Origin of the sequence: Leptospira saintgironsiae (assembly GCF_002811765.1) — a bacterium.
GTDB classification, from domain to species: Bacteria; Spirochaetota; Leptospiria; order Leptospirales; family Leptospiraceae; genus Leptospira_B; species Leptospira_B saintgironsiae.
Genome location: NZ_NPDR01000003.1, coordinates 139,856 through 156,375, shown reverse-complemented (window position 1 = coordinate 156,375; position 16,520 = coordinate 139,856). Strand labels below are relative to the sequence as shown.

At 37.8% G+C, this 16,520-nt stretch carries 15 protein-coding genes; 10 read left to right on the top strand and 5 right to left on the bottom strand.

All coding sequences use genetic code 11. The features are described from left to right. Position 1: 1 nt before the first annotated feature. On the bottom strand, positions 2-640 hold the full coding sequence (locus CH362_RS08310; protein WP_100710237.1) for a LuxR C-terminal-related transcriptional regulator: 639 nt from the start codon (positions 638-640) through the stop codon (positions 2-4). Positions 641-659: 19 nt separating this feature from the next. Further along, positions 660-3,797, bottom strand: a complete 3,138-nt coding sequence (locus tag CH362_RS08305) for a response regulator (protein WP_100709900.1) — start codon at positions 3,795-3,797, stop codon at positions 660-662. Between the two features lie 232 nt (positions 3,798-4,029). On the opposite strand from CH362_RS08305, the gene CH362_RS08300 reads away from it, so the two are divergent. The 10 genes from CH362_RS08300 (at position 4,030) to CH362_RS08255 (ending at position 13,586) form a co-directional block, all read left to right on the top strand. Then, entirely contained in the window at positions 4,030-5,307 is a 1,278-nt protein-coding gene (locus CH362_RS08300) for an acetyl-CoA hydrolase/transferase family protein (RefSeq protein ID WP_100709899.1), read from the top strand. A gap of 207 nt (positions 5,308-5,514) precedes the next feature. Further along, positions 5,515-6,954, top strand: a complete 1,440-nt coding sequence (ccoN, locus tag CH362_RS08295; RefSeq protein WP_100710236.1) for a cytochrome-c oxidase, cbb3-type subunit I — start codon at positions 5,515-5,517, stop codon at positions 6,952-6,954. Continuing rightward, positions 6,951-7,640: a cytochrome-c oxidase, cbb3-type subunit II gene (ccoO, locus tag CH362_RS08290; protein WP_100709898.1), complete on the top strand. Its 690-nt coding sequence runs from the start codon at positions 6,951-6,953 to the stop codon at positions 7,638-7,640. The genes ccoN and ccoO overlap by 4 nt, the downstream gene beginning before the upstream one ends. A gap of 8 nt (positions 7,641-7,648) precedes the next feature. Next, positions 7,649-7,795 (top strand): cbb3-type cytochrome c oxidase subunit 3, encoded by a 147-nt coding sequence (locus CH362_RS08285; RefSeq protein ID WP_020768294.1) that lies wholly within the window; start codon positions 7,649-7,651, stop codon positions 7,793-7,795. A 1-nt stretch (position 7,796) separates the two neighbouring features. After that, positions 7,797-8,330: a cbb3-type cytochrome c oxidase N-terminal domain-containing protein gene (locus CH362_RS08280; protein WP_100709897.1), complete on the top strand. Its 534-nt coding sequence runs from the start codon at positions 7,797-7,799 to the stop codon at positions 8,328-8,330. Between the two features lie 34 nt (positions 8,331-8,364). Continuing rightward, positions 8,365-9,732, top strand: a complete 1,368-nt coding sequence (ccoG, locus tag CH362_RS08275; protein ID WP_100709896.1) for a cytochrome c oxidase accessory protein CcoG — start codon at positions 8,365-8,367, stop codon at positions 9,730-9,732. Beyond that, complete coding sequence (locus tag CH362_RS08270) at positions 9,722-10,207, top strand: FixH family protein (protein WP_100709895.1); 486 nt, start codon at positions 9,722-9,724, stop codon at positions 10,205-10,207. Before ccoG ends, CH362_RS08270 begins: the two co-directional genes overlap by 11 nt. Next, complete coding sequence (locus CH362_RS08265; RefSeq protein ID WP_100709894.1) at positions 10,204-12,669, top strand: heavy metal translocating P-type ATPase; 2,466 nt, start codon at positions 10,204-10,206, stop codon at positions 12,667-12,669. Before CH362_RS08270 ends, CH362_RS08265 begins: the two co-directional genes overlap by 4 nt. Next, positions 12,666-12,818 (top strand): cbb3-type cytochrome oxidase assembly protein CcoS, encoded by a 153-nt coding sequence (gene ccoS, locus CH362_RS08260; RefSeq protein ID WP_100709893.1) that lies wholly within the window; start codon positions 12,666-12,668, stop codon positions 12,816-12,818. The genes CH362_RS08265 and ccoS overlap by 4 nt, the downstream gene beginning before the upstream one ends. A gap of 15 nt (positions 12,819-12,833) precedes the next feature. Beyond that, entirely contained in the window at positions 12,834-13,586 is a 753-nt protein-coding gene (locus CH362_RS08255; RefSeq protein WP_100709892.1) for a sulfite exporter TauE/SafE family protein, read from the top strand. 3 nt (positions 13,587-13,589) lie between these two features. On the opposite strand, the gene CH362_RS08250 is transcribed toward CH362_RS08255, so the two are convergent. From CH362_RS08250 to CH362_RS08240, 3 genes are all read right to left on the bottom strand, one after another. Further along, a complete protein-coding gene (locus CH362_RS08250) occupies positions 13,590-14,258 on the bottom strand; it encodes a dienelactone hydrolase (RefSeq protein WP_100709891.1) in 669 nt (222 codons plus the stop codon). Positions 14,259-14,300: 42 nt separating this feature from the next. After that, complete coding sequence (locus CH362_RS08245) at positions 14,301-14,981, bottom strand: Crp/Fnr family transcriptional regulator (protein ID WP_100709890.1); 681 nt, start codon at positions 14,979-14,981, stop codon at positions 14,301-14,303. Positions 14,982-15,121: 140 nt separating this feature from the next. Continuing rightward, positions 15,122-16,510: an MBL fold metallo-hydrolase RNA specificity domain-containing protein gene (locus tag CH362_RS08240; protein ID WP_100709889.1), complete on the bottom strand. Its 1,389-nt coding sequence runs from the start codon at positions 16,508-16,510 to the stop codon at positions 15,122-15,124. Positions 16,511-16,520 lie beyond the last annotated feature (10 nt).

Here is a 16,520-nt window from a genome sequence, read left to right as displayed (position 1 = left end):
TTTAAGGCAATAATCCTATATCACTCGCCTTTCTTACCAATTCAGCTCTATTATGAACATTTAGTTTTTTGTATATATTCTTCACATGGTGCTGGACTGTATATTTACTTACTTTTAAAAATTCTGCAACTCTTCCGATGGTTTTTCCTTTTACCATCTCATCTAGGATCTGTTTTTCTTTTGGAGTCAGTTTAAATTCTCCAGAATAATCCTTTTGTTTAAAACTATTTAAAACACGGAATGCGATTGTAGGAGTAATGATCGCACCACCTTTTAGAACTGTATCAACTACATCTGCAATATCTTTTAGTTCCGATTTCAGGATATAACCTATGGCACCATTCTTTAAGGATTCATAAATTAGTTCGTCCGAATTCATATTAGAGAGCATAATTTTGGATATTTCCGGATCTCTTGCAGAAATTTTTCCAGCAAGTTCTACTCCATTCATTCCAGACAACATGATATCCAGAAAAATTATATCTAAGGATTTTCCTTTCTCGTCTTCCCAGAAGGATTCCGCAGATTCCCAATGAAATACTCCTCCAATCTCAGGAATAGATTCCAAAGTTTTTAAGATTTGATTCTTAAAACTTTCGTCGTTTTCTACGATTCCTACTTTGATATCTGAACTTTTCATGATCGTATTCACACCTTATTTATTTTACGGAAAAATTTCCGATCGGGATATTTATTTTTATTTTATATATGTTTTCGACTAGGGACATTTCCACTTTTCCACCCAGGCCGGAGATCCTATAGATCAGATTCTCTGTACCTCTTCCGGTTTTATGTTTTTTTAGATGGTAAGAAGACTCTACATTCATTTCTGTAATCAGATCTCCATTCTCCAAATAGAAATTCCATTTGGCCACACCCTGCCCATATTTCAGATCATTATTCGTGATCTCATTTACAATACTGTAAAGTTCTATTGTAGAAGTCTCATTTCTTTCTTCTTCAAAAAATTTAAGCAATTCATCTTGGCATTCGAATTCTAAATCTCTTTCTACATCCGAATATCTTCTAAGTAAAACTAAATTGATCCCTGTGATAAAATTTTCGGATAGTAATCCAAGATCTTCTATCTTCAACATTTGTTCTCTTAGAATATGAATAGATTGATTCACTGCATCGTTGATCTTTTTGAAGATTGGTTTATCTTCTTGGTTTTGGGAGAGTAATTCTTCTGATAAAAATTTTAGATCTGTGAGTTTTCCACCCAGGTGATCATGTAAGTCAATATTGATCCTTTGCCTTACATTATTTACAGCTTCCCTTTTCTCATTCTCCTGGTTCAAACGGCTTTTATGACCATCTGCAAGAGCGAGCAAATTATTGATCCTTAAGATCAATTCTTCGAAATCAAAAGGTTTAAGCAGATAGTCATTTGCTCCATTATTCAAAGCCGCCATCAGATCCTTGTCTTGATTTTTAGCAGTCAACATTAGAATGGGAAGCTCCAATGTGCTAAGTGTTTTACGGATCTCTCTGGCGGTGTCTAAACCGGACATCTTAGGCATCATAACATCTAAAATAACAACATCGAATGCCTTATCTTTTTGTAATATTTCCAAGGCTTCCATTCCACTTTTTGCAGTGACTGAGGAAATATTTCGTAAAGAAAGATAGTTTTGTATTACCTGTAAGTTCACAGGTTCGTCGTCTACTACCAAGATTCGAGCATTCTTTTCCGAGTCTGAAGGCTCATCCTGAAAAGTTACAGTAGAACCTGGATGATTTCCTTCTTTATAGTTTTTTAATTCTTTTCCTTCGGATCTTGGGATTTTTCCGGAAACAAATGGGATCGTAAAATAAAAACGAGATCCTAAACCTGGGCTGGAATCGACTCCAATTTCTCCTCCGTGTAATACAACCAATGCCCTGCTGATAGAAAGCCCAAGGCCTGCACCTGAACTATTTTTAGAATCTCCTCTATCTACCTGTTCAAAAAATTCGAATACCTTCTGGTGTTCTGCTGGATCTATTCCGATCCCAGTATCTTTTACACTGATCTCTGCGATCCCAAGTGCTTTGATCTTAGCACTAACTACGATCTCTCCCTTCTCAGTAAATTTGATCGCATTACTTACTAAATTCTGTAGGATTTGTTGGAGTCTATTTTCGTCTGCGAGTAAATCAGGAAATTCAGGTAAGATCGCATTTACCAATCTGATCTTAGTTTGGTCAGTAGAAATCCTATTTAACTCCAGAGTGAAATTTACCGCCTGGTATAAGTCCACTGCTCTTAAATTTAGATTTAAATCCTTATGCTTTAATTTAGAAAAATCTATAATATCATTTACTAAACTAGAAAGCCGTTGACCACTTGTAACAATCATTCCTAACTGTCTTTCCACAGATTGAGATAATGGGCCACCCACCCCCCTTTTTAAGGAATCAGCAATACCAATGATCCCTTGCAAAGGAGTTCTCAACTCATGAGAAGTATTAGCCAAAAATTCATCTTTGAGTTTATCCAAAGAGATCAATCTTTGGTTGGAATCTTTTAGATCATACGCTAATTTTTCTGAAAGTTTATAAGCGCTTGTAAATCTTTGAGAGACCATAAACGCCTGTGCCACAAAAAAAGATGCTATCCCATAAGAGGAAAAATATGCAGTATTTATTATCATATTTGCATATAGTATATCATTTGTTACTACTGCAAAAAAAAGAAGAAAGAAGAATAAGCCTACTTCAGCTCCTAACTTCTTATTTCGCATTGCTTTCCAAAAAACGTATACTAGGTAAACGCAAGCAATGGAAACTATAATCCCAAAGACAGAAACTGTCTTGGAATAAATGACCAAGGGAAAAAACAGTACGATGAAAGAAAGCCCTATAACAATACTAATTAAAAATCGAATAACCTTTTTGTTTATCTCATCCGGATATAAGGTTTGGATAAACATTGGAAAGAATATGGCGATCAAGAAGCTGGATATTAATTCCAATCTATATCCCCATTCAAAATCGAAATGAGGAAAAATAGAATATAATATTCTTTCCCCAGTGATCAAAATACGAATGGTAGAACAGATCGTTAGAATTCCATAATATAGTGTAGAAGTTTCTCTTCTTAAGAATGCAAATAAGCTTAGGTGATAAAGACCTAAAACAAAAAGCCCTCCGCCTACAAACAGATCCAATCTAACATTATCTTGGCGTATCATAACCAGATCTTTTCTTTTTCCGATAAAGATCTTTGCCCAAGGACCTCCCTTAAAATGCGAAAAATTGGAAATCTCTATCGCGATTTCGTTCTCTGTTCCTAAATCAAATGTTTCGCTGACTCCAGGCCTGTACAAAGGTTTGCTTGTCTCTGGAGTTTTTCCAACTTCGCCGCTGGAGATCACTTTTTTTTCATTTACATAAACTGTATAAGATGTCGAGGCCTCCAACATCTTGATTGCCATATCCGTTTCCGTTTTTTTTAAACGAACGAGTATCTTGTAAGTTGCATATCCGAAACCTGGATACTTTTGATCCTTGTATTCATTCCAAACATTCGGAACATCGCCAAATTTGATTTGCTCTTTTGATTTTTTAGAGGGATCTAGATCTATCTTTAAAGGATTTTTTATCTCTGAAAATAATTGGGACCAGTAAAATGCCCAATCACCTTCTATACTTAGAGGTTCTTCCTTTTCGAAATTCCAATCTTTGCTTAAGTCTAATATCCCGTTTTCTACTCTTGGTTTTTTCTTAGAAGATTCAGACACACAACCCATACTGAAAATTAGGATTGAGATCAGTAAAACTCCCTGAAATTTTTGAGAGAAAATGGAAACCATCTACACTTATTCTTCAGACCATTCCAGATTTATAAACCTTTTTAATATTCCAAATAAGCATTCGGCAAAGAAATAGAAGGCGCAAAATTCTCCCTTATTCTAGGGATCATTTGGATCCAGCGGACCTTCTTCTTATAATCGTTTAAAAGGCAAACCCTAAGAAATATCAATACATTCTCCCGAATTTTGTCCCTTGACTTCTACTCAGTAAAAATCTGAAAATTATTCCGATATGGATTTACATTTTGTTTCCCCGAAAGAAGCGGTTTCAGAGATCAAAAACGACCAAAAAGTTTTCATCCACAGTGTATATGCCGCCCCAAAACTTCTAATTGAAGCATTGAGCGATAGAGCTTCCGAATTACAAAATGTTGATATGGTGCATATCCATACGGAAGGAGAAGTTCCATATGCACAAAAAGGAATGGAGTCTTCGTTTCATACAAACGCTCTTTTTGTAGGCGCGAACATGAGAGAAGCGGTGAAAGAAGGAAGAGCTGATTATCTTCCGATTTTTTTAAGCGAATGCCCTTCTTTATTCAGAAAAAAGATACTTCCGTTAGATGTAGCTCTCATTTCAGTTTCTCCTCCAGACAAACATGGATTTTGTTCCTTGGGAGTTTCAGTAGATACAAGCAAGGCAGCTGTAGATTCTGCAAATATTGTAATTGCTCAGGTGAATCGTTTTATGCCGAGGACACATGGAGACGGAATCATTCATATAAACAAGATCCATAAATTAGTAGAAGGTAATATTCCATTATTAGAAGCCAAACATACAGAACCGGACAAAGTAGAAGCTAAGATTGGAGAATATATCGCAGGTCTTGTAGAAGACGGAGCCACTCTTCAAATGGGAATCGGAGCTATTCCTGATGCAGTTCTATCTTGTTTAAAAAATCATAAAGATCTTGGGATCCATACTGAAATGTTTTCTGATGGTGTAATTCCTTTGGTAGAAAAAGGAATTATCACAGGTAAAAACAAAAAAATCCATCCTGGAAAAATCGTAACAGGTTTCGTAATGGGAACGAGAACGCTGTACGATTTTGTAGATGATAATCCAGAAGTAGTATTCTTAGATATTGGTTATATAAACGATACTGCAAATATCCGTAAAAATCCTAAAGTAACTGCGATCAATTCCGCGATCGAAGTGGACCTTACAGGCCAAGTGTGTGCGGATTCTATAGGAACAAGGCAATATTCAGGTGTAGGAGGACAGATGGATTTTATCCGAGGAGCTTCTCTTTCAGAAGGAGGAAAACCAATCATTGCTCTTCCTTCCGTTACATCTCATGGAAAATCAAGAATTGTTCCAATCCTACAACCCGGTGCAAGTGTAACAACGACTAGAGCGAATGTTCATTATGTAATCACTGAATACGGAATTGCAGATCTTTATGGCAAAAATCTAAAACAAAGAGCCAGACTTCTTACACAGATTGCTCATCCAAATCACAGAGAATCTCTGGAAAGAGAAGCATTCGAAAGGTTCAAAGGATTTTAATTCTCAAAATCGAAAGTCTCCTCAACTCTATCAGTATATTAAAATTTCATTAAGTACTAATTTATCATCGAAAGCATTTAACTCACCTTTATCCAATTGACAATTATCAAGACCGTTTTGAGGGAAGAAGAAGTCGGATTCCTTGCGTTTCGACATTCCAATCTAAATGTGGAATTATCCTTCACGGAAAAACCGGAGAGATCAAGAATGAGTTCTTCAGAACAAAAATATAATGATACGATCGTCAAAGGATTTTTGATATCGGGACTGGTCTGGGGTCTGGCTTCCATGCTTGTAGGAGTATGGATCGCCTTCCAAATGGTGTATCCCGAATTAAATTTCGGACCATACTTCACTTTTGGTAGGCTTAGACCCTTACATACGAATGCTGCAATTTTCGGATTTGCATTGAGTATCGTATTTGCAACAGGCTATCACACGGTACAAAGACTTTGTAGAGTAAGAATTTGGAGTGATAAACTCTCTAATCTACATTTATTCTTATACAACCTATCGATTGTAGCCGCTGCAATCACTCTTCCTTTGGGCTTAAATCAATCCAAAGAATATGCCGAGTTGGAATGGCCATTGGATCTTTTGATCGTGGTTTGGTTTGTGGTGTTCTTGATCAATTATTTCGGGACCATCTTTACTCGCCAAGAAAAACAACTTTATGCTGCGATCTGGTTTTATATCGCTTCTTGGGTCACGATCCCTATCTTATTTATAGTAAATAACCTTTCTATTCCAGTAAGTTGGATCAAATCCTACTCAGTTTATTCCGGAGTGTATGACGCTAATATCCAATGGTGGTATGGTCATAACGCGGTGGCATTCGTTCTCACCACTCCGTTCTTAGGAATGATGTATTATTATCTTCCTAAACATATCAAACAACCTATCTATAGTCATAGACTCTCCATCATTCACTTCTGGAGTTTGATCTTCCTATATATCTGGGCAGGTCCTCACCATCTACTCTATTCTCCGCTTCCTGATTGGTTACAGACCACAGGTATGGTATTTAGTATCATGTTATGGATGCCTTCTTGGGGAGGAATGTTAAACGGGTTTTTAACTCTCACACAAGCCAAAGAAAAGATCAAAACAGATGCAACCTTGAAGATGTTACTCGTTGGACTCACCTTCTATGGTATGTCCACATTCGAAGGTCCTCTTCTATCAATTAGAGCAGTGAGTGGCTTAGGTCATAATACAGATTGGATCATTGGTCACGTGCATGGCGGAACCTTAGGTTGGGTAGGAATGATGTCATTCGCTGCAATCTACTACTTAGTTCCAAGATTATGGGATACAAATCTGTTCTCTGAAAGATTGGCGAACACTCACTTCTGGATCGCTACACTAGGTATCTTATTGTATATCGTGTCTATGTGGGTATCCGGAATCAGCGAAGGATCCATGTGGAGAGCGATAGACGAAACAGGATCTTTAAAATTCCCGAACTGGGTTCAGATCACCGAAACCTTAAAACCTTACAGATTGTTTAGAGGAATAGGAGGAGCACTCTATTTATCAGGAGTTGTTCTAATGATCTATAACGTTGTCCGCACAATCCAAAACGCAGGATCCGGATTTAAAGAAATCGATCCAAGAATCGGATTAAAAGAGGGGAAAACTGTATGAGTTGGTTCGACAAATTATTGGATTGGTTCTCCGGTTTTACAGATCAGTGGGAAAAACATGGAGTTAAATTCACCTTATACACCACGGTTGCAATTTTGATCGGAGGATTATTCGAATTGGTTCCTCCATTCTTTCTCACGAAAACTGCGGAACCTATACAGAATGTAAAACCGTATAACGCTTTAGAATTAGCAGGAAGAGACGTTTATCAAAAGGAAGGATGTAATAACTGTCATACTCAGATGATTCGTCCTTTCAAATGGGAAGTAGATCGTTTCGATCCTCAGCATTCTTACGGAAAAGACGGATACTCCAAGGCAGGAGAATATGTTTACGATCACCCGTTCTTATGGGGATCCAAAAGAACTGGACCAGATCTGGCTCACGAATCTCAGATACAATCTTCTGCAGAATGGCATAAGACACATTTGATCAATCCTAGAGATACTGCAAAAGGTTCTATCATGCCTGCTTATCCTTGGTTATTCGAAGAATCTTCTATCGTCGATGCTTCTAAGATCGCAGATCATATGAGAGGACTCCAAAAGATTGGAGTTCCTTATACGGAAGAAGATATTGCTTCTGCTTCTACACTACTCGCAGGTAAAACAGCGGGAGATGCATTGATCGCTTATCTGCTGAAATTAGGAAGAGATACTGCCGAATTGTCCAAAAGTTTACAGTAAGGTATAATATGGATCTTGATACATTACAAATTTATAAATCATTAAGGCTTCCAATCCTGGTGCTTTCCATATTTACGATTATCTTATACGTATATAGAAGTTCCAGAAAGGAAAGAATGGAAAAACCTAAATTCAGAATGCTGGAGGAGGATTAATATGAGCGACCCAAACAAGGAATTCGATGGGATCAGACAGGCAGACAATCCGCTTCCTGAATGGTGGAAATGGGTGTTCTTAGGGTGTATAGTTTTTGCTGGAATTTACGCGGTATACTTCCACGTATTTTCGGATTGGGGGACAAGCGAGTATTACGCGGCCCAGATCCAAGAATATGAAAAAGAATTTCCGAATCGTAACGTTGCAGTCGAGTCCACTGATGGATCTAATCCTTTCAGAGGGAACCAAGACGCGATCAACGCAGGACAGAAAACATTCCAAACCTATTGTGTAGCTTGCCATGGTCCGACGGGAGAAGGTTTAGTAGGCCCAAACCTTATGGATAAAGAATGGTTACACGGAAATACAGATCTAGAACTTTATGCAACCGTAATGAAGGGAATTTCTGTAGAAAGAACTAAGTTAGGCAGAGGACCAATGCCTGCACATGAGAACTCATTAGGTTCAGAAAAAGTTTATCAGGTGTTAGCATGGCTGGCGTCGAAAAATCCGGAGCTTAAATCTTCCAAATAAATTCAACCGTCTCAGAGGATCATAAGGAGGGGCAATGATCATTTCAAGACCAATGCAGGGAAAGATAAGGACCGCAAGAAATTACGTCCAGGTATTCTTGGTTCTTCTCTTTTTTATAACGCCTTGGATCCACTGGGACGGATTTCAAATTATCCGATTGGATATACCGGATAGAAAGTTTTTTCTATTCGGTCATATTTTCATTCCACAAGAAGGATACTTCCTTCATTTATTCCTGATCGCTGCAGGACTTTGCCTTTTCTTCTTTACTACTTTAATCGGTAGAGTTTGGTGCGGATGGGCCTGTCCTCAAACCATCTATTCTGATATTTTCGATTGGATAGGAAGAAGGATCCAAAATTCCAAATATGGAAAACAAGACGCAAACCGTTCATTAGTAGTTTTAACTCATATAGCTTGGATCTTTGTCAGCTTTGCCGCATCTTTCGCATGGATCTCATATTTTATAGATCCATACCAAATGCTCTCATATTTCAAAAATCCTAATTTAGATTTCCCTACTTGGTCTTTATTTCTGGGATTCTTTACGTTTGCGATGTATGCAGATATAGCATTCATACGAGAACAATTCTGCAAATATGCATGTCCTTATGCACGTTTCCAAACAGTGATGATGGACAATCATTCGGTCAATATTACTTATGATTACTCCAGAGGAGAACCTAGAAGAAAAGGGCAAACTAAGATCGGAGACTGCACTGCTTGTAATATGTGTCTTGTAGTATGTCCTACAGGGATAGATATCAGGGACGGAGCAAATCCTTGGTGTATCGCTTGCGGAAAATGTTCAGACGCATGCACAAAACAAATGGCTAAGGAAGATAAAAAATCGCTGATTGGATATTGGTCAGAGAACCAGATCTCCGAAAAAGGATCTCCTATTCGTTGGATCCGCCCAAGAACAATTATTTATGCATTTTTCTTAATACTTACACTTTCCTCTATCGGTGTCTTATTATCTAATAGGATTCCACTCTATCTATCAGTTCTTCCAGATAGAAATATTCAACCTATGTTAGTCCAAGATGGAATCGTTAGAAACTTCTACGAAGTCCAAATGCAAAATCTGACCTCTAAAGACAGAACACTAAAATTCGAAATAGAAAACTCTGATCTTCAGGGAGAAAGAAGAATTCTCGTTGGTGGAACAGAAGAAGCTACAGTAGAACTAAAAGGAAATTCAGAAGAAAGATACAGACTATTTATAGAGCTTAAAATAGCAGAACAAGATGTCAAAAGAAGAAGTCATGATATCAAGCTAAAAGTGATAGACATTCAGGATTTTGAATATTCCAAATCGGAAACAATCCCATTCCTACTTCCGGTATCCATATCCGGATGGAAATTACCAAATGATGAGAGGATAGTCCATGGACGTTAGTTTAAAAAGAGCATTTTGGGTGATTAAGTTCGCATTTTTAGCATTGTTTGTTGCCACATTTTTCACCGTAAAACTTGCATTAGCAGGACATACTCCAGCAATCGATTCCAATTATTACGAAAAAGGGCTCAAATACGAACAGTCCATTCTTTCTCAAAGAAAAATGATAGAGAACGGTTTCGGATTCCAAGCAGATTGGATCCAAAATCCAAAACTTCTCCAATCGGGAAAACAAGAACTACAGTTGGAATTCAAACATGGACAAGAAAAGATCAAAGGTGCTCAGGTCCAAGTCCAATTGGACAAAACAGCTACTGAAAAGTTTAACGAGACAATCACTTTAAAAGAAACAACTCCAGGAAAATACCAAGGAGTACTTTCTATTCCATTTCCAGGAGAATGGAGAGTTTCAGTATCAGCAAAAATTCCGGAAGGGACCTTAGAAAAAGCCGTGTCGGTTAAGGTAATCCATTGAAAGTATTAGAAAACAAAACATTATGTTTTCATTGTAATACTGAAATTGACGGGGTATCTATACGCAGAACAGAACAAGGATCAGAAAGAGAATATTGTTGTAATGGGTGTGCAGAGATCTCCCATCTATTACTTGCAAACGGACTGGACCAATTTTATCAGATCAGAGGAACCCAATCCTTAGAACCGATCGATAGAGAAGTCCAAAAAAATTCTCTGGAAGAATTAGATAATGAGTCCGTATATTCGGAATATTTGGAAAAGAAGAATGGCCAGGACTCTAATATATATATCACTGTTACTAATTTACATTGTTCCGCATGTGTATGGCTAATTGAAACTGTTCTTACAAAAACGGAAGGTGTCCAAGAAGCAAGGATCAATTTCGGAACAGGAAGACTCAAAGTAGGATTCGATCTTTCCAAGATCACACTTGGAAAGATTATCAAAACAATCGAGAGTTTGGGGTATAAGGCCAAACTATATTCCCCTCTAAAAGCAGAATCAAAGGTAGAAAAACCATTTCGAGAACTCAGCATTCGGATGATAGTAGCGGGCTTTTGCTGGGGGAATATCATGTTATTCTCGGCAAGTCTGTACGCAGGTTATTTCGAAGGAATGGAATTCAATATTAAAAATTTATTCCATTATATTTCTTGGATATTTGCTACCCCAGTTTATTTTTATTCAGGTTATCCCTTCTGGAAAGGAGCCTACGAATCCTGGAAAAGAAAACTTCTTGGAATGGATACATTATTATTCGCAGGAGTAAGTCTCGCCTATTTCTATAGTATCTATGTAACAATTTCCGGCAAGGGAGAAGTTTACTTCGACTCAGTCTGCACAATCTACTTCTTCATTTTACTTGGAAAATATTTCGAGGCAATGATCCGTTATAAAGCTGGAGCTAAAATAGGAGAATTACTCTCTCTTCTCCCTGAAGAATACGAAGTTTCCAAAAAAGGAGTATGGTCCAAACATTCTGCTTCTTCCATCGAAAGAGGAGATTTGGTCAGATTATCCTTGGGAAGTAAGGCACCAGTCGATGGTATCTTAGAATCTGAGACTGCATTTTTTGACGAATCCGTTTTGACTGGAGAAAGTAAACCAATCAGAAAATCATCCGGAGCAGAGATCAAAGCAGGTTCAGTTTCACTTTCCACGGATATAAAATTCAAAGCAAAAGGAAATGCAAACGAGAGTTCTCTTGCGCAGATTGGCCGAATATTAGAAGATTCTTTATTAACAAAGCCGAAAATCCAAAGAAGCACGGATAAGCTTGCTGCTGTCTTTATTAAAGTGGTCCTATTCGTTGCGATCGGAACATTTACCTACTGGTTTAATTTCCATTCTACGGAAGATGCCATTTTAAATACGATCAGCGTATTGATCGTAGCCTGCCCTTGTGCATTGGGCCTAAGTGTTCCTGCAGCACTCGTCATCAGTCATCTACTCCAATCCAGAGAAGGTGTACTTGTCAAAAATCCAGAATCGGTAGAAATTTTAGCAAAAGCAAATCGTATCTTCTTTGATAAAACTGGAACCTTGACCACAGGCAAATTAGAATTAAACGCAGAGAAATATTTTACATTAGAAGAAGATCCTTTTAAGTTCAGAGAGATCGCAATCAGATTAGAATCCAATTCTTCTCACCCAATTGCAAAATCTATTATAGAAGCATTCGCGGCAGATACCCCTAAGTTTTTAGAGGATATATCTAAAGACGAAATTACAGATAATTCTGCAGGCTACATCTCTGATTGGAACTCCTACAAAGAAATACCCGGAGAAGGAATGGAGGCGAAATTTCAAGATAAGATCTACAGAATAGGTAAGAAAAGTTTTGCCTGGGAAAATAAACCAGAAAATGACGGATGGGTCCATCTTTCCGAAAATGGCATTCCATTAGTTGCCTGGGAATTTAAAGATAAGGCCAGAGCAGAAGCAAAAGGCTCTATTCAAGAACTAAAATCATTTTTTCCTAATATGGAGATATTATCCGGAGACATTCCCTCCAATGTGGAACCACTTTCTAAGGAATTAGGAATACAAAATTATAGAGCAAATCTAACGCCTATCCAAAAGAAAGGAAGGATCATCGACGCACAATCTTCTGGAGAAATTGTTCTCATGGTAGGAGATGGGATTAACGATTCTGCATGTATCGCTCAAGCAGATCTAGGAATTTCTATGGGAATGGGTTCAGATCTTTCTTTGGATAAATCCGATATTATACTCGTAAAAGACAAACTTGATTCTCTTCCTAAATCGGTTTTGATCGCAAGAAAAACAAGAAATGTAATTCTACAAAACATCTGCCTCTCTTTAGTTTATAATTCCATAATGATCCCATTAGCAGCAAGCGGATTGATGCTTCCAGTAATCTGTGCCGGCTTTATGACATTAAGCTCTCTAACGGTAGTCTTAAATTCAATTTCCTTAAAACATAGGGTATATATATGAACGCTTTGTATCTGACAATTCCGATTGCACTCATGATCTCCTTCGGCGCATTCTACGTATTCTTACTCAATTTTAAGTCAGGGCAATACGAGGACATAGAAGGCCCGAAATACAGAATGTTATTCGAAGAAGACAAACAGGAAAAATAAAATTAGGAATTTATTATGGAACTAATATCTACGATATTATTCGGATCTTTTTTAAACGGCCTAACAGGTTCTTTCCATTGTTTAGGAATGTGCGGCCCTTTAGCTGGAAGTTTAAATCTTACACTATCCCCTTCTGACAAAAAGATAAATCCTGTTCTATTACAAATATTGTATAACCTTGGAAGACTTGTGTCTTATACTTCCATCGGTTTAGGTTTTGGATTTTTAGGAAAGGTCACAAATCAAAGCCTTTCACTATTACTTCCTGCTCAGGAATTTGCAGCGTGGTTCGGAGCGACCTTCATTTTACTTTTCGGGGTTTCTATTTTATTCCAAAAAGATTGGACCCAGAATAGATTTTTCTCCAAGGTATTTTCTACCATTGGATCTAAACTTCTAAAATCTAGAGTAAATAAAAGTCTAGGCTCTCGTTTAGCGATCGGCTTTACATTTGGGATGCTGACCGGATTTCTACCTTGCGGGATCTTATATCCTGCATTCGTGATGGCATTTGCAACAGGCTCTCCTGCATTTGGAGCACTCAGCATGTTCTTCTTCTTTTTAGGGACCTTCCCTTTACTATTCGGATTTGGCTTGGGATTTAGAATGATCTTAGCAAAATTTGGAAAGGATAAACTCAAACTCGCAGGTTTTGCGATCATTCTTCTTTCCATTTCTTTAATGTTATTCAGAATGAATCATACTCATAATCATTCCGGGTCTGGGGAAAAAATGGAAGAAGGTGGGCATCACCACCACCATCATTAAATCTTAAAATTCAGAAAATTCTCTGGATCTTTTCTCAGGGAATAAATACCATCTTTGAATCGCTTCTGATACCATAAACCATTTGGTATTATCTTCAAAATGACTGGGGGACCCAGGCACAAAATATACTTTTTTAATAGAGCTCTCTATCTTAGAAAGAGCAGAACGATTCACTATTCTTCCAGTAAAATCAAGTTCTCCTAAGATATTCAATAAAGAAACATTCAAAAACTTACCGCTATATTCCTGAAGGCCATTGCCTATCAGTATCAGGCTTTCCACAGAAGAATCCGAACTTCCAGCGGCACGAAACATTCTGCCAGCAATTACAGAAGAACCTATATAAGAAATTTTTAAAGAGTCCGCTCCTTCCAAATTTTTGATCTGTTTAGTGATCTCGGAAAGACGATCGGACAAAAGGTTTGTATCAGAACGATTTGCGTGAATCTCCCTTTCCTCTTGGGTTAATAAACCTTTCAAAAAAAGAGTGGCCACTCCCCTTTCATTTAGAAAGTTTCTCATCTTAGAAAACCGATCCGCAAATTTATCATCCTTCTCATCCAAAACCAGGACTGCTAAAAACGCAGCCTGGCTTGGAATAAAAAGTTCTCCTTTTAGTTGGACCCGATTTATTTGAAAGTCGAGAGTGGTTTGAAAATCATACCGGACCATTTTATAAAACTTTAATTTTCGATTTAGAAATGGTTCGGATGTTTAATCCAGCAAACGAAGAAGAGCCTCTTCATTTTTGATCACTATTTTTCTTTTGTCTATTTCCACCCAACCTCTGCTTTTAAAATCAGCTAAGGCACGTACCAAGGTCTCTGTAGTCACCCCAATCATGGATGCCATGATCTCACGAGTGAATGGAAGATCTTCCTCCGAGTCTTGGGATTCTGATAATTGTAGTAAAAATTCTGAAAGTTTTGCGTGAACCTGACGAGTTCCTAAAGAATAAATCTTATTTTCAGATTCTACCGCTTCAATAGTAACTTGTCTGAATACTGAATTTTGGAATTCAGAATCTGAGTTTAAAAGTCTGCGGAGTTCTTCTTCTTCTACGAATAGAACTGTTGATTCAACAAGCGCAACTGCATGGTGAAGATAATTTCCTCCGATTGCCGCATCCCTGATCCCAACCCAGTTGCCTGGATGATAAATTCTGAATGTATGTTGTTTTTCTCCGGAACCTGAAGTTCTATAAGATCTGATGGAACCGGTCTCGACTATATAAAATCCGTTGGCCTGCTCTCCTTGAGAGAATAAGATCTCTCCTTTGGAAATTTTCCTACGGGTAAAATTAAGTTCATGGTGGTGGAGAAGATTTTCTTTTTGAAAAATCTCTCTTGGTAAAACTCGGTTTGTTTCAGTTTCGATTTTTACTGCGCTGGTCATGTTTTACGTCCCTTTTATATCTCGATGTATTTACCATACGTGAGAATAAAGCAAAGGTCAAGGGCCGGTGGGAGATCCTACCGATTGAGGTGGTTTCCTGCGGATTTCCAGGGTGAAAATTCCAAGCACCAACCCAAGGATTATACCTCGAATTCAAAAACTTCTCCCATTACCGGGATCCTTGTTTCCCAGGCGTATTCCTTGCGGATCCGATTTCCCAAAGTCCTACTTGCGTCTTCTTCTCCATGCACTATGAAAACTTCCTTTGGCGGGGTTTTGATCTTGGATAACCAATTTATAAGTTCAGTTTGGTCGGCATGGGCGGATAGTCCGTCTATATTCTGAACATCACATCTAACTTCATGATATTTACCTCGGATCTTGATCTCTGTATCACCTCTTAGTAGTTTATTACCTCTTGTTTCTTTTGCTTGGTAACCTACAAATAAAACTAAAGAGTTAGGATCTCCTAAAGAATGTTCCAAATAAGAAAGCACCCTGCCGCCTGTAGCCATTCCGCTCCCAGCGATCACAATTTTAGGACCTCTTTTGTTCGCGATTTTTTTGGTCTCGGAAGAGTCAGTGATGCAGAATATATCTTCTTTGAGTTCGGCTAACTCATCTTCTTTTAGTTTATGCCATTCACTTCCATAAATATTAAATAAATCTAAAACTTTAGATCCCATAGGAGAATCCATATAGACCGGAATATTTGGAATCTCACCATCTTTCATGAGTTTCCAGATCAGATACATGACCGCTTGAATTCTCTCTACAGCAAAACATGGAATTACAATAGTTCCTTTAGAAGTGGAAAATTCATGGATCAACTGGGCCAAACGTTTGATCGGATTTCCTCTGTGAATACGATTTCCATAAGTGGATTCTATTAGAATAAAATCTCCTTCTTCAGGCTTTTCAGGAGGAAACAAAAGAGGATCATCATCTCTACCTATATCTCCTGAAAAAATAAGCGTCTTATTTCCGATCTTCAATTCAATGAAGCTTGCTCCCAGAATATGGCCATTATACCTGAAACGAAATTTAATACTTTGTTCCAGGTCCACCCATTCTCCAATCTCTACCGCTTGAAATAGCTTAATCGTCTTTTCTGCATCATCACTATCATACAAAGGAAAAGCGGGTTTATGTTTAGAATATCCCCCTGAATTTGCAAGTTCGGCATCTTCTTCTTGTAGTTTTGCGCTATCCTTTAGAACTACATTAGATACGTCTAATGTAGGTTTTGTACCTAATATTTTTCCTCTAAATCCTTTTTTGACTACTCTCGGCAAATATCCGCAATGATCCAAATGTCCATGAGTAAGAAGAATATGATCAATTTCCGCTGGAAAAAATTGGTCAGAGTCCCAGTTTAGAAGTCTTAATTTTTTCTCTCCTTGGAAAAGTCCACAATCGATCAGGATTGTTTTACCGAATGCTTTTATAAGATATTTAGAACCGGTAACAGTCCCAACTCCTCCTAAAAATCGTAAACTAGCGAGATGATCCTCTTTCTGGTTCTCCACGTTACCTTCT